27 protein-coding genes are annotated in these 25682 nt (G+C 38.1%); 18 read left to right on the top strand and 9 right to left on the bottom strand.

The window, feature by feature from the left end:
- Positions 1 to 40 precede the first annotated feature (40 nt).
- The 6 genes from rpsA (at position 41) to yciH (ending at position 4713) form a co-directional block, all read left to right on the top strand.
- A complete protein-coding gene (gene rpsA, locus V6W77_RS05240) occupies positions 41 to 1684 on the top strand; it encodes a 30S ribosomal protein S1 (RefSeq protein ID WP_025236051.1) in 1644 nt (547 codons plus the stop codon).
- Between the two features lie 129 nt (positions 1685 to 1813).
- A complete protein-coding gene (locus V6W77_RS05235) occupies positions 1814 to 2095 on the top strand; it encodes an integration host factor subunit beta (protein WP_025236050.1) in 282 nt (93 codons plus the stop codon).
- Between the two features lie 39 nt (positions 2096 to 2134).
- Positions 2135 to 2422, top strand: a complete 288-nt coding sequence (locus V6W77_RS05230; RefSeq protein WP_025236049.1) for a LapA family protein — start codon at positions 2135 to 2137, stop codon at positions 2420 to 2422.
- Between the two features lie 3 nt (positions 2423 to 2425).
- The gene (lapB, locus tag V6W77_RS05225; RefSeq protein WP_334229206.1) at positions 2426 to 3619 is read left to right on the top strand and encodes a lipopolysaccharide assembly protein LapB; all 1194 of its coding nucleotides are present in this window, start codon (positions 2426 to 2428) and stop codon (positions 3617 to 3619) included.
- Between the two features lie 20 nt (positions 3620 to 3639).
- Positions 3640 to 4335 (top strand): orotidine-5'-phosphate decarboxylase, encoded by a 696-nt coding sequence (gene pyrF, locus V6W77_RS05220; protein ID WP_025236047.1) that lies wholly within the window; start codon positions 3640 to 3642, stop codon positions 4333 to 4335.
- Positions 4336 to 4401: 66 nt separating this feature from the next.
- The gene (gene yciH, locus V6W77_RS05215) at positions 4402 to 4713 is read left to right on the top strand and encodes a stress response translation initiation inhibitor YciH (protein ID WP_025236046.1); all 312 of its coding nucleotides are present in this window, start codon (positions 4402 to 4404) and stop codon (positions 4711 to 4713) included.
- A 40-nt stretch (positions 4714 to 4753) separates the two neighbouring features.
- Here the strand turns inward: yciH and ushA are convergent, their stop codons facing one another.
- Together ushA and V6W77_RS05205 are read right to left on the bottom strand one after the other, a co-directional pair.
- Positions 4754 to 6397: a bifunctional UDP-sugar hydrolase/5'-nucleotidase UshA gene (gene ushA / locus V6W77_RS05210; RefSeq protein WP_334254004.1), complete on the bottom strand. Its 1644-nt coding sequence runs from the start codon at positions 6395 to 6397 to the stop codon at positions 4754 to 4756.
- 38 nt (positions 6398 to 6435) lie between these two features.
- A complete protein-coding gene (locus V6W77_RS05205) occupies positions 6436 to 6798 on the bottom strand; it encodes a diacylglycerol kinase (protein ID WP_334254003.1) in 363 nt (120 codons plus the stop codon).
- Positions 6799 to 7050: 252 nt separating this feature from the next.
- Between V6W77_RS05205 and sstT the strand changes: the two genes are divergently transcribed.
- From sstT to V6W77_RS05190, 3 genes are all read left to right on the top strand, one after another.
- A complete protein-coding gene (gene sstT, locus V6W77_RS05200; RefSeq protein WP_025236044.1) occupies positions 7051 to 8265 on the top strand; it encodes a serine/threonine transporter SstT in 1215 nt (404 codons plus the stop codon).
- 140 nt (positions 8266 to 8405) lie between these two features.
- Positions 8406 to 10706 (top strand): DNA internalization-related competence protein ComEC/Rec2, encoded by a 2301-nt coding sequence (locus V6W77_RS05195; protein WP_334254002.1) that lies wholly within the window; start codon positions 8406 to 8408, stop codon positions 10704 to 10706.
- A gap of 357 nt (positions 10707 to 11063) precedes the next feature.
- On the top strand, positions 11064 to 11267 hold the full coding sequence (locus V6W77_RS05190; protein ID WP_334236336.1) for a hypothetical protein: 204 nt from the start codon (positions 11064 to 11066) through the stop codon (positions 11265 to 11267).
- A gap of 27 nt (positions 11268 to 11294) precedes the next feature.
- Here the strand turns inward: V6W77_RS05190 and queA are convergent, their stop codons facing one another.
- Positions 11295 to 12380, bottom strand: coding sequence for a tRNA preQ1(34) S-adenosylmethionine ribosyltransferase-isomerase QueA (gene queA / locus V6W77_RS05185; protein ID WP_334254001.1), 1086 nt, complete (start codon positions 12378 to 12380; stop codon positions 11295 to 11297).
- 601 nt (positions 12381 to 12981) lie between these two features.
- On the opposite strand from queA, the gene V6W77_RS05180 reads away from it, so the two are divergent.
- Positions 12982 to 13176, top strand: coding sequence for a hypothetical protein (locus tag V6W77_RS05180; RefSeq protein ID WP_334254000.1), 195 nt, complete (start codon positions 12982 to 12984; stop codon positions 13174 to 13176).
- A gap of 106 nt (positions 13177 to 13282) precedes the next feature.
- Here the strand turns inward: V6W77_RS05180 and purK are convergent, their stop codons facing one another.
- From purK to purE, 3 genes are read right to left on the bottom strand one after another with little or no spacing between them, the layout of a single operon-like run.
- Positions 13283 to 14371 carry a 5-(carboxyamino)imidazole ribonucleotide synthase gene (purK, locus tag V6W77_RS05175; RefSeq protein WP_334253999.1) on the bottom strand — a complete coding sequence of 363 codons (1089 nt, stop codon included), beginning with the start codon at positions 14369 to 14371 and terminating at the stop codon, positions 13283 to 13285.
- A gap of 15 nt (positions 14372 to 14386) precedes the next feature.
- Positions 14387 to 15352 (bottom strand): asparaginase, encoded by a 966-nt coding sequence (locus tag V6W77_RS05170; protein WP_334229210.1) that lies wholly within the window; start codon positions 15350 to 15352, stop codon positions 14387 to 14389.
- A gap of 13 nt (positions 15353 to 15365) precedes the next feature.
- Positions 15366 to 15863, bottom strand: coding sequence for a 5-(carboxyamino)imidazole ribonucleotide mutase (purE, locus tag V6W77_RS05165; protein ID WP_334253998.1), 498 nt, complete (start codon positions 15861 to 15863; stop codon positions 15366 to 15368).
- Positions 15864 to 16037: 174 nt separating this feature from the next.
- Here purE and V6W77_RS05160 point away from each other — a divergent pair, with 174 nt between their 5' ends.
- Entirely contained in the window at positions 16038 to 16682 is a 645-nt protein-coding gene (locus V6W77_RS05160; protein WP_283385832.1) for a glutathione S-transferase N-terminal domain-containing protein, read from the top strand.
- Positions 16682 to 17086, top strand: coding sequence for a ClpXP protease specificity-enhancing factor (locus V6W77_RS05155; protein ID WP_025236035.1), 405 nt, complete (start codon positions 16682 to 16684; stop codon positions 17084 to 17086). Before V6W77_RS05160 ends, V6W77_RS05155 begins: the two co-directional genes overlap by 1 nt.
- 90 nt (positions 17087 to 17176) lie before the next feature.
- Here the strand turns inward: V6W77_RS05155 and V6W77_RS05150 are convergent, their stop codons facing one another.
- Entirely contained in the window at positions 17177 to 17617 is a 441-nt protein-coding gene (locus tag V6W77_RS05150; protein WP_334236339.1) for a nuclear transport factor 2 family protein, read from the bottom strand.
- A gap of 51 nt (positions 17618 to 17668) precedes the next feature.
- A complete protein-coding gene (locus V6W77_RS05145; protein WP_334253997.1) occupies positions 17669 to 18244 on the bottom strand; it encodes an NAD(P)H-binding protein in 576 nt (191 codons plus the stop codon).
- A gap of 111 nt (positions 18245 to 18355) precedes the next feature.
- Between V6W77_RS05145 and V6W77_RS05140 the strand changes: the two genes are divergently transcribed.
- On the top strand, positions 18356 to 19246 hold the full coding sequence (locus tag V6W77_RS05140) for a LysR family transcriptional regulator (RefSeq protein WP_334253996.1): 891 nt from the start codon (positions 18356 to 18358) through the stop codon (positions 19244 to 19246).
- A gap of 67 nt (positions 19247 to 19313) precedes the next feature.
- Here V6W77_RS05140 and efp read toward each other — a convergent pair whose 3' ends face one another.
- On the bottom strand, positions 19314 to 19880 hold the full coding sequence (gene efp, locus V6W77_RS05135; protein ID WP_025236031.1) for an elongation factor P: 567 nt from the start codon (positions 19878 to 19880) through the stop codon (positions 19314 to 19316).
- 167 nt (positions 19881 to 20047) lie between these two features.
- On the opposite strand from efp, the gene V6W77_RS05130 reads away from it, so the two are divergent.
- The 5 genes from V6W77_RS05130 to sbcB all read left to right on the top strand — a co-directional run bounded on the left by V6W77_RS05130 (position 20048) and on the right by sbcB (position 25681).
- On the top strand, positions 20048 to 20587 hold the full coding sequence (locus tag V6W77_RS05130; RefSeq protein WP_283385839.1) for a Cj0371 family chemotaxis-regulating polar lipoprotein: 540 nt from the start codon (positions 20048 to 20050) through the stop codon (positions 20585 to 20587).
- A gap of 45 nt (positions 20588 to 20632) precedes the next feature.
- Positions 20633 to 21625, top strand: a complete 993-nt coding sequence (epmB, locus tag V6W77_RS05125) for an EF-P beta-lysylation protein EpmB (RefSeq protein ID WP_334236342.1) — start codon at positions 20633 to 20635, stop codon at positions 21623 to 21625.
- Position 21626: 1 nt separating this feature from the next.
- Positions 21627 to 22121 carry a hypothetical protein gene (locus V6W77_RS05120; RefSeq protein ID WP_334253995.1) on the top strand — a complete coding sequence of 165 codons (495 nt, stop codon included), beginning with the start codon at positions 21627 to 21629 and terminating at the stop codon, positions 22119 to 22121.
- Positions 22122 to 22454: 333 nt separating this feature from the next.
- Positions 22455 to 23858, top strand: coding sequence for an asparagine--tRNA ligase (gene asnS / locus V6W77_RS05115; RefSeq protein ID WP_283385842.1), 1404 nt, complete (start codon positions 22455 to 22457; stop codon positions 23856 to 23858).
- Between the two features lie 278 nt (positions 23859 to 24136).
- Entirely contained in the window at positions 24137 to 25681 is a 1545-nt protein-coding gene (gene sbcB / locus V6W77_RS05110) for an exodeoxyribonuclease I (protein ID WP_334253994.1), read from the top strand.
- Position 25682 lies beyond the last annotated feature (1 nt).

Raw genomic sequence — 25682 nt, 5'->3', positions numbered from 1 at the left:
CAGGACGTTAGATGGATGTTTATTTTATAGAAGATTTATTATGTCAGAATTATCGTTTGCTCAACTACTTGAAGAATCATTTGCAGCTACACCACGTTTAGGTGATGTTGTTAAAGGTACTGTTGTTGCTATCCAGAAAGGTTTAGTGATTGTTGATACAGGTTTCAAATCTGAGTCAGCTATCGATGCATCAGAATTTACTAATGCACAAGGTGAATTAGAAGTTCAAGTTGGTGATGAAGTAGATGTAGTGCTTAAAGCTGTAGAAGATGGCTTTGGTGCAACAGTTGTTTCTCGTGGTGATGCAAAACGTAACGAAGCTTGGATTGCTTTAGAGAAAGCATTTGAAGAACAAGCTACAGTTATCGGTTTCGTTAATGGTAAAGTTAAAGGCGGTTTCACTGTTGAATTAAACGGCGTACGTGCATTCTTACCAGGTTCATTAGTTGATACTCGTCCAGTTCGTGATTCTTTAAACTTAGAAGGTAAAGAGTACGAATTCAAAGTAATCAAGTTAGATCAAAAACGTAACAACGTAGTTGTATCTCGTCGTGCTGTAATCGAAACAGAAAGCAACCAAGATCGTGATGCTGTATTAGCGAACTTAGTTGAAGGTTCAGAAGTTAAAGGTACAGTTAAAAACTTAACCGACTACGGTGCATTCGTAGATTTAGGTGGTGTTGATGGCTTATTACATATCACAGATATGGCGTGGAAACGTGTTAAACACCCAAGTGAAGTGGTTAATGTTGGTGACGAAGTTACTGTTAAAGTATTAAAATTCGACAAAGATAAAACCCGTGTATCATTAGGCTTAAAACAATTAGGTCAAGATCCTTGGGCTGTAATCGCTGAAAACCACCCGGTAAACAGCAAATTAACAGGTAAAGTAACTAACTTAACTGACTACGGTTGCTTCGTTGAAATTTTAGACGGCGTTGAAGGTTTAGTTCACGTTTCAGAAATGGATTGGACAAATAAAAACATTCACCCATCTAAAGTGGTTAATGTAGGTGATGTAGTTGAAGTAATGGTACTTGAAGTTGATGAAGAACGTCGTCGTATCTCATTAGGTTTAAAACAATGTAAAGCAAACCCTTGGGAACAATTCGCTTCTACTCACAACAAAAACGATAAAGTATCAGGTAAAATCAAATCAATCACTGATTTCGGTATCTTCATCGGTTTAGAAGGTGGTATTGACGGTTTAGTTCACTTATCTGACATTTCTTGGAATGTTTCAGGTGAAGAAGCAGTTCGTAACTACAAAAAAGGTGATGAAGTTGAAGCTGTAGTTCTACAAGTTGATGCAGTGAAAGAGCGTATCTCTTTAGGTATCAAACAATTAGAATCTGATCCATTCACAAACTTTGTTGATGGTGCAAAAAAAGGCGAAATCGTTTCTGCAACAGTAGTAGAAGTTGATGCTAAAGGTGCTAAAGTTGAATTAGCAGGTGGCGTTGAAGGCTACATCCGTGCAGCAGATTTAAACGGTGAAGTTGCAGTGAACGATACAGTTGAAGCAAAATACACCGGCGTAGATCGCAAATCTCGCATTGTTCACTTATCTATTCGTGCAAAAGATCAAGCTGAAGAGTCAGCAGCACTTGCACAAGTGAACAAAGAAGAAGTTGCAGTACCAAATGCATTTGCTGAAGCATTCAAAGCTGCTAAAGGCGAATAATTAGATTTAACTGATAATGAAATGGGTATGTTTAAAGCATACCCATTTAAACTTAAATTGCCATTTTAAATATTCATTTAGTGATGAGTGATTATTTAAAATTGCTATATTAATTTTACTGAGGAAACAATGACCAAGTCTGAATTAATTGAGAGTTTAGTGGCTAAAAATCCAAATTTACAGATTAAAACAGTAGAGAATTGTGTAAAAGAGATTTTAGAGCATTTAACACTAACATTAGAAAAAGGCGAGAGAATTGAGGTGAGAGGCTTTGGGAGCTTTTCATTACATTATCGCCAGCCTCGTGTAGGACGAAATCCTAAAACAGGAGACAGTGTCGCATTATCCGGAAAATATGTCCCTCATTTTAAAGCAGGTAAAGATTTAAAAGAGCGTGTGGACTTAATTTAATTCTATCAAATTATAAATTTCTGTAGTGAAGGAGATTATATGCTTAAGTATATTTTAGGGATTTTAGTTGTAATTGCAGTTATCATCGTTGCAGTTACAATTGGGGCAAATAATGATCAACTTATTACTTTCAATTATATTATTGCTCAGAGTGAATTACGCCTATCAACACTAGTGGCAATTTTGTTTGGTTTGGGATTAATTTTGGGCTGGTTAGTAACCGGTATTTTTTACTTAAAAGTTAAAGTGCAAAATATTGCGTTAAATCGCCGTGTAAAACGTCAAGCACAGCAGATAACTGAATTAACCACGCCAAAGGTTGAGTAATCAATGCTTGAATTATTGTTCCTTTTATTGCCTATTGCCGCATTATACGGTTGGTATATGGGGCAACGTAGTGCTAAAAAGGATCAAGAAACTGCTAATAATAAGTTTTCCCGTGAATATGTTACGGGATTGAACTTTCTTTTATCTAATCAACAGGAAAAGGCGGTTGATCTTTTCCTTTCTATGTTACAAAAGCAAGAATCTGAAAATCAAATTTCTACTGAATCCCAATTTGAGGCGGAATTAACCTTAGGTAATTTGTTTCGCTCAAGAGGTGAGGTAGATAGAGCCTTGCGTATTCATCAAGCCTTAGAAAATAATCCGGATTATTCATTTGAACAGAAATTATTAGCCAAACAACAATTGGCTAAAGATTTTATGGCAGCGGGTTTTTATGATCGAGCAGAAAATTACTATATTTCATTGGTTGATGAACCTGAATTTGCTAAGCATTCATTGTCTCAACTTACTGTGGTTTATCAAAAAACACGAGAATGGAAGAAAGCGATTAATGTTGCTGAAAAGTTATTAAAAATTTCGCCGGAATCCGATACAATTCCCTTATCTCATTTTTACTGTGAATATGCACAAGCGGTTAAATTTGAAGATAAAATTGCATTTTTAGAAGCTTTAAATAAAGCTCTAGACTATTATCCTCAATCCACAAGAGCTTCAATAATGCTGGGTGATTTCTATTTAGAGCAAGCAGAATTTACCAAAGCATTAGGTTATTTTGAGCAAATTTTACAGCAAGACCCCGATTATATTAGTGAAGTGCTTGGACGAGTAAGGCAATGCTATACGGCACTAAATGATTCAAATGGCTATGAACTATTCTTGATAAAAGCAAACCAAGTAAAACATAATAGTAGCGTAGATATTGCATTAACCGAATTTATTGAAGAAAAAGACGGTATTAATGCGGCACATTCTAAATTATATCAGCAATTAAGTGCTTACCCGAGTTTGATTACGTTCCATCGTTTTATTCGCTATCAAGCAGATTTTGCTGAAGAAGGAAATGGTAAAGAGAGCTTGGTACTACTGCATAATATGGTGGGTAACCAAATCAAAAAAGGTTTTCAATATCGCTGCTTAAGTTGCGGTTATCAAAGTTATCGCTTAATGTGGCAATGCCCATCTTGTAATCAATGGGAAAAAATTAAACCGATACAGGGTATCGATGGTCTTATCTAATAAAAATTAAGGAGTTCAGTATGAACAATAAAGTCATTGTTGCTTTAGATTATGAAACGGAACGTGAAGCATTGGAATTTGTTGACTTAGTTGAACCATCACTTTGTCGTTTAAAAGTAGGCAAAGAGATGTTTACAACATTAGGTACAAATTTTTTAAAACAATTACACGACCGTAAATTTGATGTATTCCTTGATTTAAAATATCACGATATTCCAAACACAGTTGCCCGTGCAGTACGTTCAGCCGCTGATTTAGGCGTATGGATGGTAGACTTACACGCTTCCGGCGGTTTAAAAATGATGGAAGATGCGAAAAAAATCTTAGAGCCTTACGGCAAAGATGCTCCATTGTTAATTGCAGTAACGGTTTTAACCAGTATGGAAGATTTAGATTTATTACAAATCGGCATTAATGCCTCACCAATGGAGCAGGTGATTCGTTTAGCCCATTTAGCTCAACGTGCCGGTTTAGACGGTGTGGTATGTTCTCCACAAGAGGTTGAAGTATTACGCACACATTGTGGGGCAGATTTCAAATTAATCACACCGGGTATCCGTCCGGAGGGCAGTGATTTTGCCGACCAACGACGTGTAATGACGCCAAAACAGGCAATAGAAACAGGTTCGGATTTCTTAGTAATCGGTCGCCCAATTACTCAAGCAGCAGATCCATTAGCAGTACTCAAATCAATAAATCAATCTATTAATGGTTAATAAATAAGGCGGAATTTTCCGCCTTTTTAATGATACAAGCGGTCGTATTTAAGGAAAAATTTACCAATGACATTAGTTTATTCAACAGAAACCGGTAGAATAAAGCCGGAAATTATTCAAGAAGAACGCCCTAAAGGCGATGGGATTGTACGCATTCAACGCCAAACCAGTGGGCGAAAAGGGAAAGGTGTTTGTGTCATTACCGGGCTTGATTTAGATGATAAAGCAATTAACTCGCTTGCTTCAGAGCTGAAGCGTAAATTAGGCTGTGGAGGTTCATTTAAAGATGGCATTATTGAGATTCAGGGCGATAATCGTGAACTTATTAAGCAAATTTTAGAAAGTAAAGGCTTTAAAGTAAAATTGTCCGGCGGCTAAAAAAATGGGGAAATCGTTTGATTTCCCCATTAACGTTTAATTATTTGAAAATAATGTCATTTTTCGGATCGTATTTATCTGCTTCAATCACTTTATTTTCTTCAAAGAATTTTTTCAGCATTTCCGCATCAATGAAGCCGGTATTTACATAAGTAGGGTGTTTTTTCAGTAATGGATAACCATCACCACCGGCTGCAACGTAGTCAGGTAAAGAAACTTTATAGGTTTTGTTTTCATCAAATGCTTTACCACCAATTTTTACATCAGAAATGGTTTTTGCATTACGATCAACTACCATTGAAATACCTGCAAATTGTGGATATGCACCTGTATCAACATCTTTCAATGCGATAGCCGTAATGGTATCTAACAACTCTTTGCCTTTTAAATCAACCGTTGCAATCATATTACCGAATGGTTGCACAGTCAGTAGGTTTTTATAGATTACTTTTCCTTCCTCAATTGAAGTGCGGATACCGCCGGAATTCATAATACCGATGTCTGCTTTTACACGCTCCATTTGAGATTGAGCAATTAAGCGACCGAGATTGGTTTGATGGAAACGAATATGCTCGCGTTTACCATCTAATAAGCCTTTAACACTTCCGACCTCAATGTTCAGTTTTTGGTCGCCTTCATCTTGATATTTTTTGAGTAATTGATAAGTGGCTTCATCCGCTTTAATTTCAGGTTGGTAGAGCTGGTATTCTTTTGTACCATCTTCTTTTTTGATGGTTTTTTTCAAGTTTACAGGGATTAACTCATATTTTACTAAAGTTGTTTTGCCATTTTTAAACTCAAAATCAGCACGTCCAACAAATTTACCCCATTCACCGGCTTGCACAATCCAAGTACCGTTTTGGAAATCCGGTTTACACTCTTCGCCTGGTGTGTATTTCGCTTTGAATTGACCTTTATCATCAATACATACTGTATCGTGAGTATGTCCACCAATGATTAAATCGAAAGCTCCTTTATCTAAGGTGCGAGCCATTGTTACATCGCCCGGTGCATTAGTTCCGTGTTTACCGTCAAAGTAATACCCCATATGAGTTAAAGCAATACGTACATCCGGTTTTTCAGTTTTGTTAATTTCTGTAAGTGTTGTTTTTGCAGTTTCAATTGGGTTTTTAAATACCGCATTTTCAGTTACATCAGGATTGCCTAATTTTGCAGTATCTTCTGTAGTTAATCCAACAACGGCAATTTTTAGACCGCCTCGCTCAAGAATAACGTAAGGTTTTACGATAGGCTTATCTGTTTTTTTATTAATAACATTCGCAGAAATAAAAGGGAATTTTGCCCATTGTTCTTGCATAGAAAGCACTTGGAGAGGGAAGTCAAACTCGTGATTACCTAACACCATTGCATCATAACCAACCGCATTCATACCCTCAATATCAGGGCGAGCGTTTTGCATATCCGATTCAGGTACACCGGTATTAACATCACCAGCATTTAATACTACGACTGAACCGCCTTTTTCTTCTACATCTTTGCGAATACCATCAATTAATGTTTTTTGTGCCGCTAAGCCATATTCGCCTTTATCATTTTGCCAAAAATGACCGTGTAAATCATTGGTATGTAGCACAGTAAAACTGTAAGTTTTATTGGTTTCATACGCCATCGCAGAGGCTGAGCCTAGAATAGCGAGAGAAAGTAATGTTTTCTTAAAGTTCATAGAAATACCTCAATAAGTATTAGTGTTATAACAGGGCATTAGAAGAATAAAACCAATATCCAAGTAATTGCCAGTAAAATCATTGATAAAAACACAGCTGCTGAACCAAAATCTTTTGCTCTACCGGACAGCTCGTGAAAGTCAGAACCAATGCGATCAACGACGGCTTCAACCGCACTATTAAGTAATTCAACAATTAAGACCAGCAATATTGTCCCGACTAGCAGTACTTTTTCAACATTTGTTTCACCTAAAATTAAGGCTAATGGAAATAGAATAATTGCACACCACAGTTCTTGGCGAAAAGCGGCTTCATTAATATAAGCGGCTTTTAAGCCTTTCATTGAATAATTTGTTGCGTTAATAACACGCTGAAAGTCAGCTTTATTTTTAGGTTTCATAAGTTGTTAGATTAAGTGAATAAGTTAAACGTTATTGTACTGAAAGAAAAGTTATCTTTAAAGAAACTTAGTATGAATAAAATAAATCAATCTGAAAATAGAAAAATCCAACTTTTTGCAAAAAAATTTAAAAAAATAACCGCTTGTTTATTCCATATTGTCTGATTTTCAGCTAATCTACAAACCTATTTTATTAGGTGGATAAATATTATTTATCCTTTTTTATTTTTTGTCTTACATAAGTGAAATTTTATGAGTAATTCATTATCTTCAAAAATTCTTGGCGGTAATCTTGTATTACGCATCGCCATTGGTTTAGTGCTAGGGGTATTACTGGCATTTATTAATAAAGATTGGGCAGTAAATGTTGGCGTATTAGGTCAATTCTTTGTGAAATCGCTTCGTGCTATCGCCCCTATTTTAGTGTTTGTATTAGTGTTATCTGCGATTGCAAATAAAGAAGTGGGATCAGACAGCAAATTAAAACCGATTTTAGTGCTTTATGTATTAGGGACTTTCTTGGCTGCATTAACAGCAGTTGTATTAAGTTTTATGTTCCCAACTACGCTAGAATTAACTGCAAGTCCGGACGGTTTAGCACCGCCGGAAGGCATCGGTCAAATCTTAAAAACTGTGATTTTTAACTTGGTAGATAATCCATTAACCGCATTAAGTAACGGTAACTTTATCGGTATTTTAGCTTGGTCTATCGGCTTGGGTATCGCATTCCGCCACGGTTCAGCAAGTTCAAAAGCATTTTTAAATGATTTATCAAATGCAGTTTCTTTTGTGGTGAAAGTGGTGATTGCGTTTGCACCTATCGGCGTATTTGGTTTAGTGGCAGAAACCGTTGCAGTAAACGGTTTAGATGCGTTTGAAGGCTATGCTCGTTTATTATTAGTATTAGTAGGTGCAATGTTATTTGTAGCATTAGTATTAAATCCATTATTAGTATTTTGGAAAATTCGTCGCAATCCATACCCATTAACATTCACTTGTTTACGTGAAAGTGGTGTAACGGCATTTTTTACCCGTAGCTCTGCTGCGAATATTCCTGTAAATATGAACTTGGCGAAACGCTTAGGTGTACGTGATGAAATAGCTTCTGTTGCCATCCCTCTTGGTGCAAGCATTAATATGGCAGGTGCTGCAATTACCGTTACCGTATTAACGCTTGCAGCAGCATATACACAAGGTATTCAGCCTGATTTCTCAACTGCATTATTATTAAGTGTTGTAGCCTCAATCTGTGCTTGTGGTGCCTCAGGTGTTGCAGGGGGTTCATTATTGTTAATTCCATTAGCTTGCAGCTTATTTAGTATTCCAAATGATATTGCTGCTCAAGTCATTGGTGTTGGCTTTGTGATTGGCGTTATTCAAGACTCGGTTGAAACCGCTCTAAATTCATCAACAGACGTATTATTTACCGCTGCGGTAAGCTACTCTGAAGATCAAAAATCAGCATAATATACTTCACTAAAGGCAGACTTTTTAGTCTGCCTTTCTTTTTGCGTTATTTTTGCGATCTACGTCGAAAATTTACATATTTATTCTGAAAACTTTTGATTTAAACGGCATACTCAGATTAAAAATTCACTTTGTTCGCTATGTTGGATCGTTTCTGTATTGCCATTTTTCTATTCCACCTGCCTATTTTGTTTTTGCCTAAAGACGGACTATTAGGTGGCATCGCTTTTGGCGGAATGATTTTGTTCTATGGCATTTTTGCTCGAACTAAACTCACTTTTGTGCTTGGTGTGATCATTTGTATGAGTTATTTTTACATTGTCCAAGTTGCAAAAAATGCAGAAAATATAACCGCTAGTAAACAGCTCACGCAGTTTAAAATCAGCAAAATTCTTAAGCAGACAGATTATCAAACAGCGATAGCCACACTTCAATCAGGCGAAAATATCTACCTAAATTGGCAAGCAGAGCAGCCGTTATTACTTGATCAATATTACCAAGCCGAACTAAATCTCCGTCCACTTTCAACTCGCAGCAATATAGGTAATTTTGACCGCCAACGTTGGTATTTCGCCAATTATATCAATATGACGGCAACTGTACGTAAAGTCGAACAATTCGTACAAACAGAGAAAAGCTTTCGGACAGACCGGCTAAATAAAGTCAAAGCAGAAACAGAAAGTTTATCTACGCAAGGCTTGTTATTAGCTTTAGCTTTTGGAGAGCGGGCTTGGTTAGAGACCAAACATTGGGAACAATTTCAACAAACCGCCACTGCTCATTTAATTGCCATTTCAGGATTGCATATTGGTCTTGCGATGTTGTTTGGATTTTATTTGGCGAAAAGTGTGCAATGGCTTTGCTTAAAAAGTAGGTTGGAGTGGTTACAAGCGGTTGGATTTTCACTTTATTTTGCAAGAGCAATCGGCTTTTTAACTGCCTTTGTTTACAGCTATTTAGCCGGCTTTGCTGTGCCGACAGTAAGAGCCTTATTCGCCATTGCATTTGTGTTACTTTGCCAATGTTTAAGACGCCATTACACCGCTTGGCAATTTTGGTGGAGAATTGTGGCTTTATTAGTTGTTATTGATCCGCTGAGTTTACTGTCTGACAGTTTTTGGCTCTCTGTATTGGCTGTAGCGAGCTTGATTCTGTGGTACCAAGTTTTTCCGTTAAGTCGCTTTATTTCTGATGGAACTCGCAAAAAAATGACGAAATTTAACCGCTTGTGGTTATCGCTTTTGCATTTACAAACTGGGATTTGGCTGGTTTTCTCGCCTGTTCAGCTCTATTTTTTTGAAGGAGTTTCCGCCTTTGCCTTACTCGCTAATCTGATTATTGTACCTCTTTACAGTTTTTTGCTTGTGCCGCTTATTTTATTCAGTTTATTAACTGATAACCTGTTCGCCACTTGGCAATTAGCGGATTATCTCGCTCAATCTAGCTTATGGTTATTAGCTCCACTTTCTAATGCTTGGATTACACTCAGCTATTGGCAACAATGGCAGCTGCTTTCACTTAACTTGTTGGTTTTATTATGTCTTTATTGCAAATTATATGGGCTAGCTTATAAAAAATGGTTAAGTGCAATTGCATTATCTATATTGTTCAATCTAAGTTTTTATTTGCATAAATGGGCTTATCAAACCAAAGCGGAATGGATTATGTTTGATGTTGGGCAAGGGTTGGCAATGGCGTTGATTGATGAACAAAATAAAGCGGTAATTTACGATACTGGGTCAAGTTGGCAATCAAATGATGGCGAGAGAAACTCAATGGCAAAACTTGAAATACTGCCTTATTTAAAACGCAATGGCATTTCTGTGGAAGCGATTTTTCTCAGCCACGATGATAACGATCATTCAGGTGGCGTGATGGATTTATTATCTGCTTATCCAAATGCTCGGCTGATTAGCTCAAGCAAAGTTCGCTACCACAATGTTGAGCCAGAACCTTGTATTCAAGGAAAATCGTGGCAGTTCGGTAAATGGTATTTATCGGCAATTTATCCTATTCACTTGGTAGAGCGAGCTAAAAATCACGATTCTTGCGTGATTTTAGCAAAAAATGACCGCTTGCAGATTTTGCTCACAGGGGATTCCGGCACAGAGCAAGAACGCCAATTTGCCCCAAATGTCGGGAAAATTGACTTTTTACAAGTTGGACATCACGGCAGTAAAAGTAGTACCAGCGAAACGCTATTAGTCCTAACTGAACCAAAATATGCTCTTATTTCTGCAGGACGTTGGAATGCGTGGAAATTGCCAAATAAGCAAGTAGTTGAGCGATTAAGAAGAAAAGGCATTAAGGTGCTTAATACTGCCGAAGTGGGAATGGTAAGAGTGAAGTTTTATCAAGACAACACAGAAATAGAGCAAGGCAGAGAACACTATTCGGCGTGGTATAAGCAATTTTATGCAGATAAAGTGAGTAAAAAATGAATGCGTATTCCCCTAAAAGGCGAGCAAGGAAGTCTATCAGATTGAAATATTATGATTACCGATCACAAGGATATTACTTTATTACAATATGTTGTAAAGATAAGCAATGTTTTTTCGGCAAAGTTTTAGGGGAGAAATGAAGTTGAATAGAGTAGGAGAAATTGTACATAAAGAATGGTTAAATACAGAAAAGATACGAAAGAATATACAATTACACGAATTTGTTGTAATGCCTAACCATTTTCACGCGATTTTAGAAATTACAGAAAGTTTGGATAACAATAATGTAGGGGCAAATAGCAATTGCCCGATAATACACCGCGTAAGTTAAATGGAACATCAAATACGATAGGTGCTATGGTTCGAGGATTTAAAATTTCTGTTATCAAACAGATAAAATTGTTGTTTGAAAAGGGCGAATTGCAATTCGCCCCTACAGACATTTGGCAACGAAACTATTACGAACATATTATTCGTAATGAAATAGCCTATTTCCAAATTACCGAATATATACAAAATAACCCATCAAAATGGGAAGAAGACCGTTTTTATATTTTGTAGGGAAAATTGCTATTTGCCCTATACATTTCACGGCACATCATTCAAGGCATTCGGATTTTTATTAATAAACATCGCATCGCCATAGCTGAAGAAACGATATTTTGCCTCAACAGCGTGGGCGTAGGCTTTCATTGTGTTTTTGTAGCCTGCAAAGGCAGAAACTAACATAATCAGCGTAGATTCAGGCAAATGGAAGTTCGTTACTAACGCATCAACTACTTTGAATGTTTTTCCCGGATAAAGGAAAATAGAAGTATCAGAGAAGAACGGTACAATCAGTTTTCCCTCGTTATCGGCTGCTTGAGCTGCACTCTCAATTGAACGCACAGAAGTTGTACCAACGGCAATCACCCGTTTTCCTTTTGCTTTGGTGGCTAAAATTTTCTCGACAACCTCTTGGCTCACTTCGGCATATTCCGCGTGCATTTTATGCTCTTCAATGGTATCCACCCGAACAGGTTGGAATGTGCCGGCTCCAACGTGAAGTGTAACAAACGCAGTCTCTACGCCTTTTGCTTTGAGTTTTTCCAACATCACATTATCAAAATGCAAGCCTGCAGTTGGAGCAGCCACAGCCCCCAATACTTTGCTGTAAACCGTTTGATAACGCTCTTGGTCGGCATCTTCATCAGGGCGGTCGATATAAGGCGGTAGCGGCATATGTCCGGCTTGTTGCAATAAATCAAACAACGGTGTTTGTGCATTAAATTCCAATTCAAAGAGCGTATCGTGGCGTTCCACCATTGTTGCGGTAAAGCCGTTTCCTTCGCCTAATTTATCTTCACCAAAAATCAGCTCTGCACCTTCTTTCGGGGCTTTTGAGGCTTTAACGTGAGCTAAACAACGGTGTTCGTCTAATACCCGCTCCACTAAGGCTTCCACTTTGCCCCCACTTGGCTTACGACCATACAAACGAGCCGGAATTACACGGGTATTGTTGAAAATTAATAAATCCCCTGCGTGGATATGATCGTATAAATCAGTAAATTGCTGATCGGCAAATTCGCCTGTTTCACCGTTTAAATGCAACAAACGGCTTGCCGAACGCTCGGCAGTCGGGTAGCGAGCAATCAGCTCATCAGGTAAGTCAAAATGAAAGTCGGAAACTAACACGGTTATTCTATCTCTGTAAAATCAAAAATGGCGGAGATGATAGCATAAAAAAGAGTAGCCGTCAGGTAAGATAGGATTTCTTGTGTTAGACTATCGGAGAAAAGGTACTTATCAGATATGAACACCATCAAGGGGAATTATGTGGCGTATTTTGCAAATTTGAGTGATAAATCAACCGCTTGTTTTGGCACGAGTGAATAATTCGTGCCATCGGAGGTATAAATATCATAAATATACCATGTTAAAATTGAAATTTCCTAAGGAGTAAAATATGAGAAGAATCAAGTTTGGTGGTATTATTTTTACACTACTAAATTTTGTAAAAAATTTATAGAGAAATTAGATCTGAGTGATGACATACCTTGTGGTATTGTTTATGCAAAATTTGATGATGCATTTCACTCTCTTGTTAATCAATTAGAGGGCTCTATAACTATTTTCGACTCTATCTTTGAGGAATTCAGTGCAACTACCCACACGGCAATGAATGAAAACCACGATGCTGCTCGTCTCTGATGAGTGTCAATTCTTATACACTCGTACCATCGGGGGAAAGAAAGTTTATTTTTAATGTTGTAAATTATAGAGGCTAAAGTTTTATATGAAGTTACTTGAGAAAAAACAAAATAATGTTCAAATCCTTTTATCCTCAAAAGAAATTCAATTAATTACAAGTGCATTAGCTGAAATATCTAATATTTTAGATATAGAAGATTGTGAGACTAGAACTGGCTATGAGCTAAAAGATTTTGGGAAATTGTTTTATGAATTTAATGTTATTGATGATAGGCTATAATAGCTATATTATTAAATATGTTCACACAACAAGCGGTTAATTTCCCTTAAATTTTTGCAAATTATAGGAGAAAATTAACCGCTTGTTTTCTGATATCTAATCAATCTTACTTCAGCTTATCAATCGCCCAATCTAGCCCCGAATTAAAATCTTCGGTTAAATTTGGGCGGAGTTGTTCGAGTAAGCCAATCAGTACTTTTTTATCTGGGTGGGTGAGGTTGATATGTCCCACTTTTCTGCCGGCTCGCACGTCTTTGCCGTACCAATGCAGTTGAGCGAAAGGCAGGGCTAACCATTCGTTAGAATGTTCGATGCCAATTAAATTTACCATTACACTTGGGGCAATTTGTTTGAGCTCTGGAGTCGGTAAATCAAGCAACGCACGCAAATGTAGCTCAAATTGGCTGATAGAGCAGCCGAGTTGTGTCCAATGTCCGCTGTTGTGAACACGAGGGGCAAGTTCGTTAATTAACAGTTTATCGCCGACAATAAAACATTCCATCGCCATCACGCCGACATAATCCAACTCTTGCATTACCGCACTGAGCATTTGTTCAGCTTGTTGTTGATAAATGGCTTGGTTAGGTAAATTCACGTTAGAGACCGAATAACGGAGAATGCCGTTTTGTTGAAGGTTATGTGAAATCGGGTAGAAACGGGTTGAGCCATCACGGAATCTTGCCCCGACTACGGAAATTTCACCATCAAACGGAATAAATTTTTCTGCAATCACTTCGCCGAATAAATCAGGTGTGATTTGGTTAATAGAATCAGCGGTTACTATCCATTGACCACGTCCGTCATAGCCACCTGTGCGGCGTTTTACCACTACTTTCTCGCCGATATTTTGGAAAACCTGTTGCCATTGCTCGGCACTTTCCACTAACTGCCACGGTGAAGTCGCAAGATTCAGTTGGTCAAGCAGCGATTTTTGAGTGAATCGATCCGCTAAACGCCCAAATACATTCAAATTCACGAAGTTTTTATGATTGCCTAAAAGCTGGGTTAAAGGCGTATCCTCCCAACGTTCAATTTCAGCGGTAATAATACTATTTGGCTCAATATCAAACACAGTAGCGTCAAAAGCAAGTGGTCTCACTTCGATATCAAGCGGTGCACCTGCATAACGCAACATTCTGCCTAATTGACCATTGCCTAATACGTAAACAGGAGGGTAGATAGCACTTTTTTGCATATAATGTTCTCGAATTTAGAAATAATCTGATAGAGGTTTGTCTAGTTGTTGGTTGAGTAATACCATCAATTTAATGCGGGCTTTTTGTCCGCTTAAACCTTTGGTAAAAATAATGCCTTGCTGCTTGAGCTGCTTTCCACCGCCTATATAATCATACACATCTTGAGTAATGCCGTTGAAAGCACGGGAAACAATAACAACAGGAATATTTGCTTTTACTAAAGCGGCTACACCATCAAGACAGCTTGGGGGCAAATTGCCTGCACCGAGTGCCTCAATCACTACGCCATCACAACGACTCTCGGCGAGTTTCTCAAGTAAGAAACTATCCATTCCTGCATAGGCTTTGAGCAATTGAACGTTCGTTTTAGTGAGTTGATTAAGAGGAAAACGTTCGTAAGCGGTCAATTTTTGGAAAAAAATTACCGATTCTTTCGTGACCAAGCCACAAGGTCCAAATGTTGGCGTTTGGAAAGTGGCAACATTGGTCGTATGGGTTTTGGTTACAAATTTGGCATTATGGATTTCATCATTCATTACCACCAGAACGCCCTTATCTCGGCTTTCTTCATTTAGGGCAACTAAAATCGCACTTTGTAGGTTGATTAAGCCATCAGCTCCTAATTCGTTACTCGAACGCATTGCCCCTGTGATAGCAATTGGGACATTTACATTTAAGGCTAAATCGAGGAAATAAGAGGTTTCTTCTAAGGTATCTGTGCCGTGTGTAATGACAATACCATCAATATTTTCTTCGGTTACGGCTTTCTCTATACGAGTTTTTAGCTGCTCCCAATGTTCAATATTGATATGTGGAGAGGGAATATTAAATAAGGATTCTTGCACCAATTTTGCAGGGTGATTTAAGCGTTCTAACGCATTTAGCAGTGGATTTTCAACAGAAGGAGAGACTTTGCCGTCTTCTCCTTCTTTCATTGAAATAGTCCCACCTGTATGGATAATTAATAATTTTTTAGACATCTGTAAAACGTGATTATTCAATACGCGGATCTGGGTTATCTAACACCATTTGAGTTTGTGTTTGGCGGAAGTGATGTAATTTTTCCGCAATCTCAGGATTGAAAGCAGCTAAAATTTGTGCCGCTAATAAGCCGGCATTTGCTGCACCGGCAGGACCAATGGCAAGTGTGCCAACAGGAATACCTTTCGGCATTTGCACGATAGAATAGAGGCTATCGACACCGCTTAACATTGAGCTTTTAACCGGTACACCTAGCACTGGCACAATGGTTTTAGCTGCAATCATACCGGGTAGATGGGCTGCTCCGCCTGCACCGGCAATAATGACTTTGTAGCCGTTTGCTTGTGCATTTTCTGCAAAGGAAAAAAGTTTATCCGGTGTGCGATGAGCAGAGACTACTTCAACGTGATAGCTTAAACCAAATTGGTCTAGCATTTGAGTGGCTTCAGACATCGTAACCCAATCACTTTTTGAACCCATAACAATGGCAATTTCGGCTTTCTTCGACATTTTAAATCCTTATTCTGATAATGTAAAACGCCGTGATGATACCATATAAAGCAAACGTTTGCTTAGCAATTTAATATAATAAAGACAAATTTTAGGGCTATTATCTGCTGTTCAAAATATGATATAATCAACGACCAATTTTATTTTTTGTAACTTTAATCATCGGAGATATAAATGACGAGTAGTATAAATAAACGTTCAGTAATGACTCTTTTTTCGGATAAAAATGATATTTACAGCCATCAAGTGCGTATCGTATTAGCGGAAAAAGGTGTTCCTTATGAAATTGAGAACGTTATGCTAGGTAGTATTTCTGAAGATTTATTGGAATTGAACTCTTATGGTAATATTCCAACCCTAGTTGATCGTGAGTTGGTATTATTTAACCCTCGCATCATTATGGAATATTTAGATGAGCGTTTTCCACACCCACCATTAATGCCTGTTTACCCTGTATCTCGTGGTCAGTGCCGTTTGAATATCTATCGTATCGAACAAGATTGGTATGCACAAATTGACTTAGTAAACAAAGATCCTGAGTCAGTAGAAGGTAAAAAAGCATTAGCACAGCTAAAAGAAGATATTTTAGCATTAGCTCCTGTTTTTGCCGCTAAACCTTATTTTATGAGTGATGATTTCAGTCTTGTTGATTGCTATATCGCTCCATTATTATGGCGTATGCAATTATTAGGCGTGAAATTTACGGGTGCAACTGCAAAACCAATCAATACTTATATGACTAGAGTGTTCCAGCGTGATAGTTTTATTCAATCTGTTGGCGGCGAAGCTCCAAAGCATTTAATGGACGATAAAGATTAATGAAACCGTTAAGACCTTATCTTTATAACGCCTATTACAACTGGATTATTGATAACGATAACACGCCCTATTTATTGGTAAATGCAGAATATCCAGATGTTGATGTGCCTGTTGAATTCGTCAAAGAAGGGAAAATTATTTTAAATATTTCCTCACGTTCAATCGGGCAATATGTGGCGACTGATGAATATATTGGTTTTAGTGCTCGTTTTCAGGGAATGTTAAGAGATATTCATATTCCTTTTGGTGCAATGGAAGCTATCTATGCTCAAGAAACAGGCGATGGCATTATGTTCCAAGAGGAAGAGTATTATAATGTTGAGGCTTATCACACCCGCACTAAACCGGAGCAACCCTCAAAACCTAAATTAAAAAAGGCATCTACACTAAAATTAGTGAAATAAAAATAATTGAAGGGTTGTTTCCAATTAATTAGGAAACAACCCTTTTAATTTGCAAATTTTTCGCCTTTTTTAACCGCTTGTTATCGCTGTTTAGCCAATTTCTCGAGTCTCGCTAATCATAAAATTCGCAATCCGTTTAGCAATCAACCATTTTCCATCTTGTTTTACATAAGTGTCGGCGTAACGCACGCTATGGTCGTGTAAGATTTCTTTGCCGTCTTTGGTTTCAATTAGTTTCACCGCACAATAGTTAATCGCAGTGGCGTTATTTTCATCAACAAGGGTAACAGTGTGCTGACCGTTTAGATGATAAACACTGTGAAATGGCGTTAAAAAGGTAGTAAAGACCTCTTCGATTTGAGCAACTCCTGCCATTTCAAACACTAATTTGCCGCCTATATAAGTATTGACAATGGCATCTTTAGTGAAAAGAAGCATTTGCTCGGCAACTTTTTTCTCATCGGCAAGATTAGAGAACGTGTCCACTAAGTCTTTCAGTGCTAAACGATCTTGAATTTGTTGTTGATTCATTGTGTTTTTCCTTCTGATTTTTGCAAATTTTATTTTGTTTTTAACCGATTGTTAAGCCGCAATGCCAACACTTTCACGGATCTCACTGTATTCACGCAAAATTTTAGCGACAAAATCAGCAATAGATTTGCGGGAAACGCTATGTCCTTTAAAGGGTTCCCCTTTGTGAGTCAGTTGATATTGCACTTTTGAATCGTTGGTAAACCAGCCAGGGCGGACAATGGTATAATCTAACTTGCTGGTTTCAATGACTGCTGCCGATTGGCGGTAAGGTTCTAAAATTGCTCCGTGATCTTCACCGGTTTCGCCGTAAATCCCCATTGAGCTAATCCAGACTAAGCGTTTCACCTGAGCATTATTCATTGCTTTTACAACATTTTCCGCCATCGCTTTTAAGTTGCCTGCAAGTCCGGCGTAAACCGCATTAACGCCTTGCATTGCTTGTTGTAGGCTTGCCAAATCCAACACATCGCCTTGCACGATTTTGACTCGTTCACTTTCAAATTTCGCTACCGACTGTGGACGACGGGTAAAAAGAGTTAATTGTACGTTACCATCTTGAAGTAGTTCAGGAATAACTGTTGTAGCAAGGCTACCGCTTGCTCCTAAAATTAAGATCTGTTTCATAATTTGTTCTCCGCTCAGTTGTTGATGTCAGTATAACAAGGTAGATTGCATTTGATTAGTAGGGTAAAATTGCTTAAAGTAATGAGAAAAATTCATTAATAAGGTGGTTTAATGAAAGAAAACCTTAACGATTTAAGAGCCTTTTTGATAGTGGCACAAACGGGCAGTTTTACCAAAGCGGCTGCACAGATGGGGGTATCGCAATCAGCGTTATCGCACAGTATTAGAGGGATTGAAGATCGGTTGCAAATTAAGCTATTTCACCGTACTACACGCAGTATTTCAAATACTGAGGCTGGGGAGCAGTTATATCAACGTTTGTTACCGTTGTTTGATGAGATAGACCAAGAAATTAATGGGTTGAGCGAGTTTCGCAATGCGTTAAAAGGCGTACTGAGGATTAACGGCAACGAACACGTTTTCCGAGATGTACTGGCGGATAAATTTGCCGAGTTTGCCAAACGTTATCCTGAAGTAGCGTTGGAACTGGTGGCGGAAGATCGTTTTGTGGATATTGTCGCAGAGCGTTTTGATGCCGGGATTAGATTGGGAGCAGATGTAGCAAAAGATATGATTGCGTTACGCATTTCTCCTGATTTAACGATGGTAACCGCCGCCAGCCCCAACTATTTAGCACAGAATGGCACACCGAAAACGCCATTTGATTTAACGGAACACGCTTGTCTAAAGCATCGGCTTGCCACACTGGGTGGCATTTTGGCGTGGGAATTTCGAGACCCGCTTACCCAAAAAATCGTTAAAGTGCAACCACAGGGAAAACTTACCTCAAATAATGGTTTTTTGCTGCAATACTATGCTTTACAAGACTTAGGCATTCTTTGGTGTCCGCAAAACAGCATTCAAGCAGAGTTGGAAAGCGGTAAATTAGTGCCGATTTTAACCGATTGGACAATGCATTATGAAGGCTACCATCTCTATTACCCCGACCGCTGTCAAAATTCCCCCTTGCTCAAAGCGTTGATTGAGGTGTTGAGAGGATAGTTAAAAAGTAAGCGGTCGTTTCTTGCAAAAAATTTACCAAAAATGACCGCTTGTATAGAGAGATAAATTATTTCACACGAGAAACATATTCACCAGAGCGAGTATCTACTTTGATTACTTCGCCGATTTGTACGAATAATGGTACGCTCACAACTGCACCTGTACTTAATGTTGCCGGTTTACCGCCTGTACCTGCTGTATCACCTTTTAAACCCGGGTCAGTTTCAACAATTTCTAACTCAACAAAGTTTGGTGGGGTAACTGCGATTGCTGCACCATTCCATAACGTTACGATACATTCAGCATTATCAACCAACCATTTTACGTTGTCGCCTAATGCTTTCTCATCTACAGAGATTTGCTCAAATGTTTCCGGGTGCATAAAGTACCAGAAATCGCCATCGCTGTAAGAGTAGTTGTAGTTAGCATCAACAACATCAGCTGCTTCAACAGAAGTACCTGATTTGAAGTTGATCTCTAATACTTTACCGGAAATTAATTTACGGATTTTAGTACGTGTAAATGCTTGACCTTTACCCGGTTTTACGAATTCGTTTTCAACGATTACACAAGGTTCACCATCTTGGATAAATTTTAAACCTTTTTTAAAGTCGTTAGTGCTGTAACTAGCCATTATTTCCTCAATTATTCAAAAAATAACAATAAATTAACACATTTTGAACCTAACCCTATTGGGTTTGTCAAAAAGAGCCATATAATAACCTAAATTCACAAAATTAGCGAAAGATCTCTAAAATTTTTTGCTATAATTTTTATAACAACACTCAACAAGGAATGCGAATGAAAAAATTAATTACTCTTTCTGCCATTTTAGCGGTTTCTGTAGCAACAGTTGCGGAGGCAAAACGAGGCGGAGGTAGTTTCCGTTCAGTAAGTTCTTCGAAAGCTGTTGCAACTAAACCGGTAGCTAAACAACCAACTCAGCAGCAAAGAGATGCAACTTTTGCCAATACACCAAATAATGCAACGGCTCAGCCACAAGTGCGTCAAGGTAGCACAATGGCAAATGTTGCAATGGGGGCAGCGGCAGGTTATATTTTAGGCGATATGATGTCATCAAATGCTCACGCAAACCAACCTGCTGATGCAAATGCACAACAAGCGGTTAATTCTGCTCAAAATGTTGCAAATGGGGCTATTGCAGAATTTAAGAGCATTGGTGGTCAAATTGATCCATTCTTGGTTGAGAAAACTGACGGTTATCGCCGTTATTGTATCTCGGGCGTGCAATATTTAATTGCTGCACAGGGCGTGCAAACCTCGCCTGTAGTGATGGTGAACCCGAACGGCACACCATTGCAATGTAATTTAATCCCTTAATTTTTCTATTCGCCCTCCCATTTTTGGCGAGGGCTTTTTGTTTTTATGCAACCAATTCAAATCAAACCACTTTGGCTGACTGAACTTGCTCAAGCCTTTAATAATCCTATCGACTTACTGCAATTTCTCAAACTCAATCCAACCGATTTTGAGGCGGATATTGCTGCTCGCAAATTATTTGCCCTCCGAGTGCCGAGAGCCTTTGCTGAAAAAATGGAAAAGGGTAATCCCAAAGATCCGCTTTTCCTACAAGCAATGTCTGTGCAACAGGAATTCATTGAGCAAGAAGGATTTGTTGCCGATCCGTTAGAAGAACAGCAAAGCCCCGCTCCGAATATTCTGCATAAGTATCATAACCGTTTGTTATTTATGGTAAAAAACAGTTGTGCCATTAATTGTCGATACTGTTTCCGCCGACACTTTCCGTATAATGAAGTAAAAAGTGGAAAAACGGTATGGCAAGAAAGTTTAGACTATATTGAACAGCATACTGAATTGGAAGAGGTTATTTTTTCAGGTGGCGATCCGTTAATGGCAAAAGATCAGGAATTGGATTGGTTATTAGATAAGCTAGAGCAAATTCCACATATCAAAACATTGCGTATTCATTCACGCCTTCCTGTAGTGATTCCAAATCGAATTACACCAGAATTATGTGAACGGTTATCACAATCTCGTTTGAATGTTGTGTTGGTTACTCATATTAACCACGCAAATGAAATTGATGATGTTTTTGCTGAAAAAATGGCTCAACTTAAAAAAGTGGGCGTTGTATTGTTGAACCAATCGGTAATGCTAAAAGAGGTAAATGATAATGCTCAAACCTTAAAAGCATTAAGTGATAAACTTTTTGAATATGGAATTTTGCCTTATTACTTGCACTTGTTTGATAAAGTTGCAGGAGCAAGCCATTTCTATATTGAAGATGAAAATGCGATTGAAATTTATCGAGAATTGCAAAAGATTACATCGGGCTACCTTGTCCCCAAATTGGCAAGAGAAATAGCGAAAGAACCGAATAAAACATTGAAAGGGTAAAATGGCAAGTTCAAAATTTAATTTGATTGGCAATCAAATTCTATCTATATTGTATTTTATTAGTGCTATTCCTATATTACTCATTGTCTATGGATTGTCTTATGATTTTAATATGCCATTAGTTTTTGGGGCATTAGTCATTTTACTACATTTAGGTATTCTTACATTTTTCATTATCGACAATAAGATACAATTAACGGGTAGTGTTATTGTTAGGTACTTAAAATTATCTCCTTTTTATGTTTCTTCATATTTAGTAGTAATGATATCCATCACATTGTTACTTTATGATCATAATGAATTCTCTCAATTAACAGGCAAGATATTTTCAGTAGAAGAGCTTTTTAAACTAAGATTTTGGCTATCTATCATATCTAGTTCTTTGCTTCCATTTCTAATAAGAAGAGTAGATACATACCGTAGAAAAACAGTTTTGTTAGAAGAACGATTTATTCGATTTAATAAATATAAAAAGTCTCTAAAAAACGGTATATAGGACAAAATAGTTACAATGTTGCAAAACTGACCATAAAAAAAGCCCCTAATCAAAAAAGCGAAAAGGGGCGGAGGTCTTACCTAAGGAAATTAATGAAAAAAACTTGCATAAATCTGTTACATATACTCAGACTAACTAACTGAACGAAAGTTCATTAAAAATGAAAAAATTTTTAAAAACTAAGTAAATTCAGATTCAACTGCTTGCAATGTTTATATAGACCAACAAATTTTCAAATAATTCCTTAAAATTATTATATTTCCCCCTATTTTCTTGTAGAATATTGAACATTATTTTCTTAAAAGAACTCACAAGAAAAATCTGAGGTATTAAATGTCTAAATTTCCAACAGTTTCGGAAATCCTATCTGGCAAAGTTGCGGTAGGTGAAGAGGTTGCAGTACGTGGTTGGGTGCGTACCCGCCGTGATTCAAAAGCTGGTTTATCTTTCTTAGCCGTGTATGACGGCTCTTGCTTTGACCCAATCCAAGCTATTATTAACAACGATCTACCAAATTATAATGACGAAGTATTGCGTTTAACCGCAGGTTGCTCTGTTATTGTTACGGGTAAAGTGGTGGAATCACCTGCTGAAGGTCAAGCGGTTGAATTACACGCAACAAATGTAGAAGTTGTCGGTTGGGTTGAAGATCCGGACACTTACCCAATGGCAGCAAAACGCCACTCGATTGAATATCTACGTGAAGTCGCACACTTACGCCCTCGCACAAACTTAATCGGTGCGGTAGCACGTGTTCGCCACTGTTTAGCTCAAGCAATCCATCGTTTCTTCCACGAACAAGGTTTCTACTGGGTAGCTACACCTGTAATTACCGCATCAGATACCGAAGGTGCTGGTGAAATGTTCCGTGTTTCTACCCTTGATTTAGAAAACCTACCGCGTGGTGAAAACGGCAAAGTGGATTTCAATCAAGATTTCTTTGGAAAAGAGTCATTCTTAACTGTATCAGGTCAGTTAAATGCCGAAACTTATGCTTGTGCATTAAGTAAAGTTTATACTTTCGGTCCAACTTTCCGTGCAGAAAACTCCAACACAACTCGCCACTTAGCTGAGTTCTGGATGATGGAACCTGAGGTCGCATTCGCAGACTTAAACGATAACGCAAAATTAGCTGAAGATATGCTGAAATACGTTTTCCGTGCAGTCCTTGCAGAGCGTAAAGATGATATGGAATTCTTCGTTAAACACGTGGATAAAGATGCGGTAAGCCGTTTAGAGAACTTTATTAACGCACCATTTGCTCAGGTAGACTATACTGATGCTATTGAGATTTTATTGAAATCAGGTAAAGAGTTTGAATTCCCTGTAGAATGGGGTATTGACCTTTCATCTGAACACGAACGTTATTTAGCAGAAGAACACTTTAAATCGCCAGTGGTAGTGAAAAACTATCCGAAAGATATTAAAGCTTTCTATATGCGTTTAAATGAAGATGGTAAAACGGTTGCCGCAATGGACGTATTAGCACCGGGCATCGGCGAAATTATCGGTGGTTCACAACGTGAAGAGCGTTTAGAAGTATTGGATAAACGTATGAACGAAATGGGCTTAAATCCTGAAGATTACTGGTGGTACCGTGATTTACGCAAATACGGCACTGTACCGCACTCAGGTTTCGGCTTAGGCTTCGAGCGTTTAATCGTGTATGTAACAGGTTTACAAAACATTCGTGATGTAATCCCATTCCCTCGTGCTCCACGCAATGCAAACTTCTAATTTGCAAAAAAATTAGATAAAAACAACCGCTTGCAAGCGGTCAAAAAAGGCGAAAATTTTACGTTTTCGCCTTTTTATATTTGGTTTATTAGAAAAATGTATAGTAAACAAAATAGTTGCTAAAAACCGCATTGTTTATCTAGAGTTATTTAACTTTTCTCTCCGAGTTGAATTTATATCTATCTACAAAATTTTATCTAAAAACAACCGCTTGTATTTCCTCTCTTTCCTTTCAACTATGATACAATTCTCCCAATCTTTCCAACCAACGAACAGTAATGAGCAAAAATTTTTCTTTTTTCTTTTACGACTATGAGAGTTTTGGGGTAAGTCCGGCTCACGATAGACCGGCTCAGTTTGCGGGTATTCGTACTGATGAAGAGTTTAATATCATCGGTGAGCCAGTAATGTTTTTCTGTAAGCAAACGCCAGACTATTTACCAAGCCCTGAAGCCGTTATGGTAACTGGTATTACACCGCAACAATGTAACGCTGAGGGAGTGTCTGAACCTGAGTTTGCTGCTCGTATTCACGCAGAATTTAGCCAGCCAAATACTTGTACCATCGGCTATAACAATATCCGTTATGACGATGAAATGACCCGCTACACTTTTTTCCGCAATTTTTACGATCCGTATGAATACAGTTGGAAAAACGGTAATTCTCGTTGGGATTTATTGGATTTAGTAAGGGCTTGTTATGCGTTACGTCCAGAAGGCATTGAGTGGTCAAAAGATGAAAATGGAATGCCGAGCTTTAAACTAGAGAATTTAACTAAAGCAAACGGTATTGCTCACGAAAATGCTCACGATGCGATGTCAGATGTTTATGCTACCATTGCAATGGCGAAACTAATTAAAGAAAAACAGCCGAAATTATTCAATTTTTTCTTTAATCTACGCAGCAAAAAAAAGGTAGAAAAACTGATAGATACCGGCGAAATGACACCGTTGGTTCACGTTTCGGGAATGTTGGGAAATTATCGAGGTAATACCGCTTGGGTTGTGCCGTTAGCGTGGCATCCGACTAATCAAAATGCGGTGATTGTGTGCGATTTATCGGGCGATATGAATGGTTTACTCAATGAAAATGCTGAAAGTTTACGCCAACGCCTATATACCAAACGTGAGGCGTTAGCTGAACACGAGCTACCTGTGCCACTGAAATTAGTGCATATCAATAAATGCCCGATTTTAGCTCCGGCAAAAACCTTGTTACCTGAAAATGCAGAACGACTAGGCATTGATAGAGCGTTATGTTTAGAAAATTTGAAGGCGTTAAAAGCTCAGAAATCCTTGGTTCGAGAAAAAGTATTGGAAATCTTTAATGATGAACGTACATTTGAACCTTCAGCTAATGTAGAAACGACACTGTATGACGGCTTTTTCTCAACTGCGGATAAAAACAATATGGCGATTTTACGTTCTTTGCCTCCTGAAAGTTTAGCGGATCACGGCTTAAGATTTGAAGATCCTAGAGTAGAGCAACTTTTATTCCATTACCGAGCAAGGCATTATCCGCAAACGCTGACAAGGGCAGAGCAGATTAGATGGCAGAAATATTGCTATCAGCAACTTGATGCAAAAGCAGAACAGTTTGCGAACGCTATTGATGCATTGTTCCAGCAACATCACGATAATCCGGAAATGGTAAAATTATTGGAAAATCTGACCGCTTACGCTGAGCAAATCTCACAAGAACAGACGGCGATTTATGCTAAAAATAGTGAAGATGAAACGCTAGTGAGTGATTTGAATAAAGTAGCAGAGCAACCATTAGATAAAGCTGACAAATTAAAGCTATTAAAGGAATTAATCAAATAGA

This window comes from Mannheimia indoligenes, from assembly GCF_036880405.1.
Taxonomy (GTDB): Bacteria; Pseudomonadota; Gammaproteobacteria; order Enterobacterales; family Pasteurellaceae; genus Mannheimia; species Mannheimia indoligenes.
Note: the sequence above shows the minus strand (reverse complement) of the source record. Positions and strands in the feature narration are given on the sequence as shown.

Bases quoted from the DNA above. Each gene is read 5' to 3' on its own strand.
- rpsA (WP_025236051.1), top strand. From the start codon at position 41: ATGTCAGAATTATCGTTTGCTCAACTACTTGAAGAATCATTTGCAGCT.
- V6W77_RS05235 (WP_025236050.1), top strand. From the start codon at position 1,814: ATGACCAAGTCTGAATTAATTGAGAGTTTAGTGGCTAAAAATCCAAAT.
- V6W77_RS05230 (WP_025236049.1), top strand. From the start codon at position 2,135: ATGCTTAAGTATATTTTAGGGATTTTAGTTGTAATTGCAGTTATCATC.
- lapB (WP_334229206.1), top strand. From the start codon at position 2,426: ATGCTTGAATTATTGTTCCTTTTATTGCCTATTGCCGCATTATACGGT.
- pyrF (WP_025236047.1), top strand. From the start codon at position 3,640: ATGAACAATAAAGTCATTGTTGCTTTAGATTATGAAACGGAACGTGAA.
- yciH (WP_025236046.1), top strand. From the start codon at position 4,402: ATGACATTAGTTTATTCAACAGAAACCGGTAGAATAAAGCCGGAAATT.
- ushA (WP_334254004.1), bottom strand. From the start codon at position 6,397: ATGAACTTTAAGAAAACATTACTTTCTCTCGCTATTCTAGGCTCAGCC.
- V6W77_RS05205 (WP_334254003.1), bottom strand. From the start codon at position 6,798: ATGAAACCTAAAAATAAAGCTGACTTTCAGCGTGTTATTAACGCAACA.
- sstT (WP_025236044.1), top strand. From the start codon at position 7,051: ATGAGTAATTCATTATCTTCAAAAATTCTTGGCGGTAATCTTGTATTA.
- V6W77_RS05195 (WP_334254002.1), top strand. From the start codon at position 8,406: ATGTTGGATCGTTTCTGTATTGCCATTTTTCTATTCCACCTGCCTATT.
- V6W77_RS05190 (WP_334236336.1), top strand. From the start codon at position 11,064: ATGGTTCGAGGATTTAAAATTTCTGTTATCAAACAGATAAAATTGTTG.
- V6W77_RS05180 (WP_334254000.1), top strand. From the start codon at position 12,982: ATGAAGTTACTTGAGAAAAAACAAAATAATGTTCAAATCCTTTTATCC.
- purK (WP_334253999.1), bottom strand. From the start codon at position 14,371: ATGCAAAAAAGTGCTATCTACCCTCCTGTTTACGTATTAGGCAATGGT.
- V6W77_RS05170 (WP_334229210.1), bottom strand. From the start codon at position 15,352: ATGTCTAAAAAATTATTAATTATCCATACAGGTGGGACTATTTCAATG.
- purE (WP_334253998.1), bottom strand. From the start codon at position 15,863: ATGTCGAAGAAAGCCGAAATTGCCATTGTTATGGGTTCAAAAAGTGAT.
- V6W77_RS05160 (WP_283385832.1), top strand. From the start codon at position 16,038: ATGACGAGTAGTATAAATAAACGTTCAGTAATGACTCTTTTTTCGGAT.
- V6W77_RS05155 (WP_025236035.1), top strand. From the start codon at position 16,682: ATGAAACCGTTAAGACCTTATCTTTATAACGCCTATTACAACTGGATT.
- V6W77_RS05150 (WP_334236339.1), bottom strand. From the start codon at position 17,617: ATGAATCAACAACAAATTCAAGATCGTTTAGCACTGAAAGACTTAGTG.
- V6W77_RS05145 (WP_334253997.1), bottom strand. From the start codon at position 18,244: ATGAAACAGATCTTAATTTTAGGAGCAAGCGGTAGCCTTGCTACAACA.
- V6W77_RS05140 (WP_334253996.1), top strand. From the start codon at position 18,356: ATGAAAGAAAACCTTAACGATTTAAGAGCCTTTTTGATAGTGGCACAA.
- efp (WP_025236031.1), bottom strand. From the start codon at position 19,880: ATGGCTAGTTACAGCACTAACGACTTTAAAAAAGGTTTAAAATTTATC.
- V6W77_RS05130 (WP_283385839.1), top strand. From the start codon at position 20,048: ATGAAAAAATTAATTACTCTTTCTGCCATTTTAGCGGTTTCTGTAGCA.
- epmB (WP_334236342.1), top strand. From the start codon at position 20,633: ATGCAACCAATTCAAATCAAACCACTTTGGCTGACTGAACTTGCTCAA.
- V6W77_RS05120 (WP_334253995.1), top strand. From the start codon at position 21,627: ATGGCAAGTTCAAAATTTAATTTGATTGGCAATCAAATTCTATCTATA.
- asnS (WP_283385842.1), top strand. From the start codon at position 22,455: ATGTCTAAATTTCCAACAGTTTCGGAAATCCTATCTGGCAAAGTTGCG.
- sbcB (WP_334253994.1), top strand. From the start codon at position 24,137: ATGAGCAAAAATTTTTCTTTTTTCTTTTACGACTATGAGAGTTTTGGG.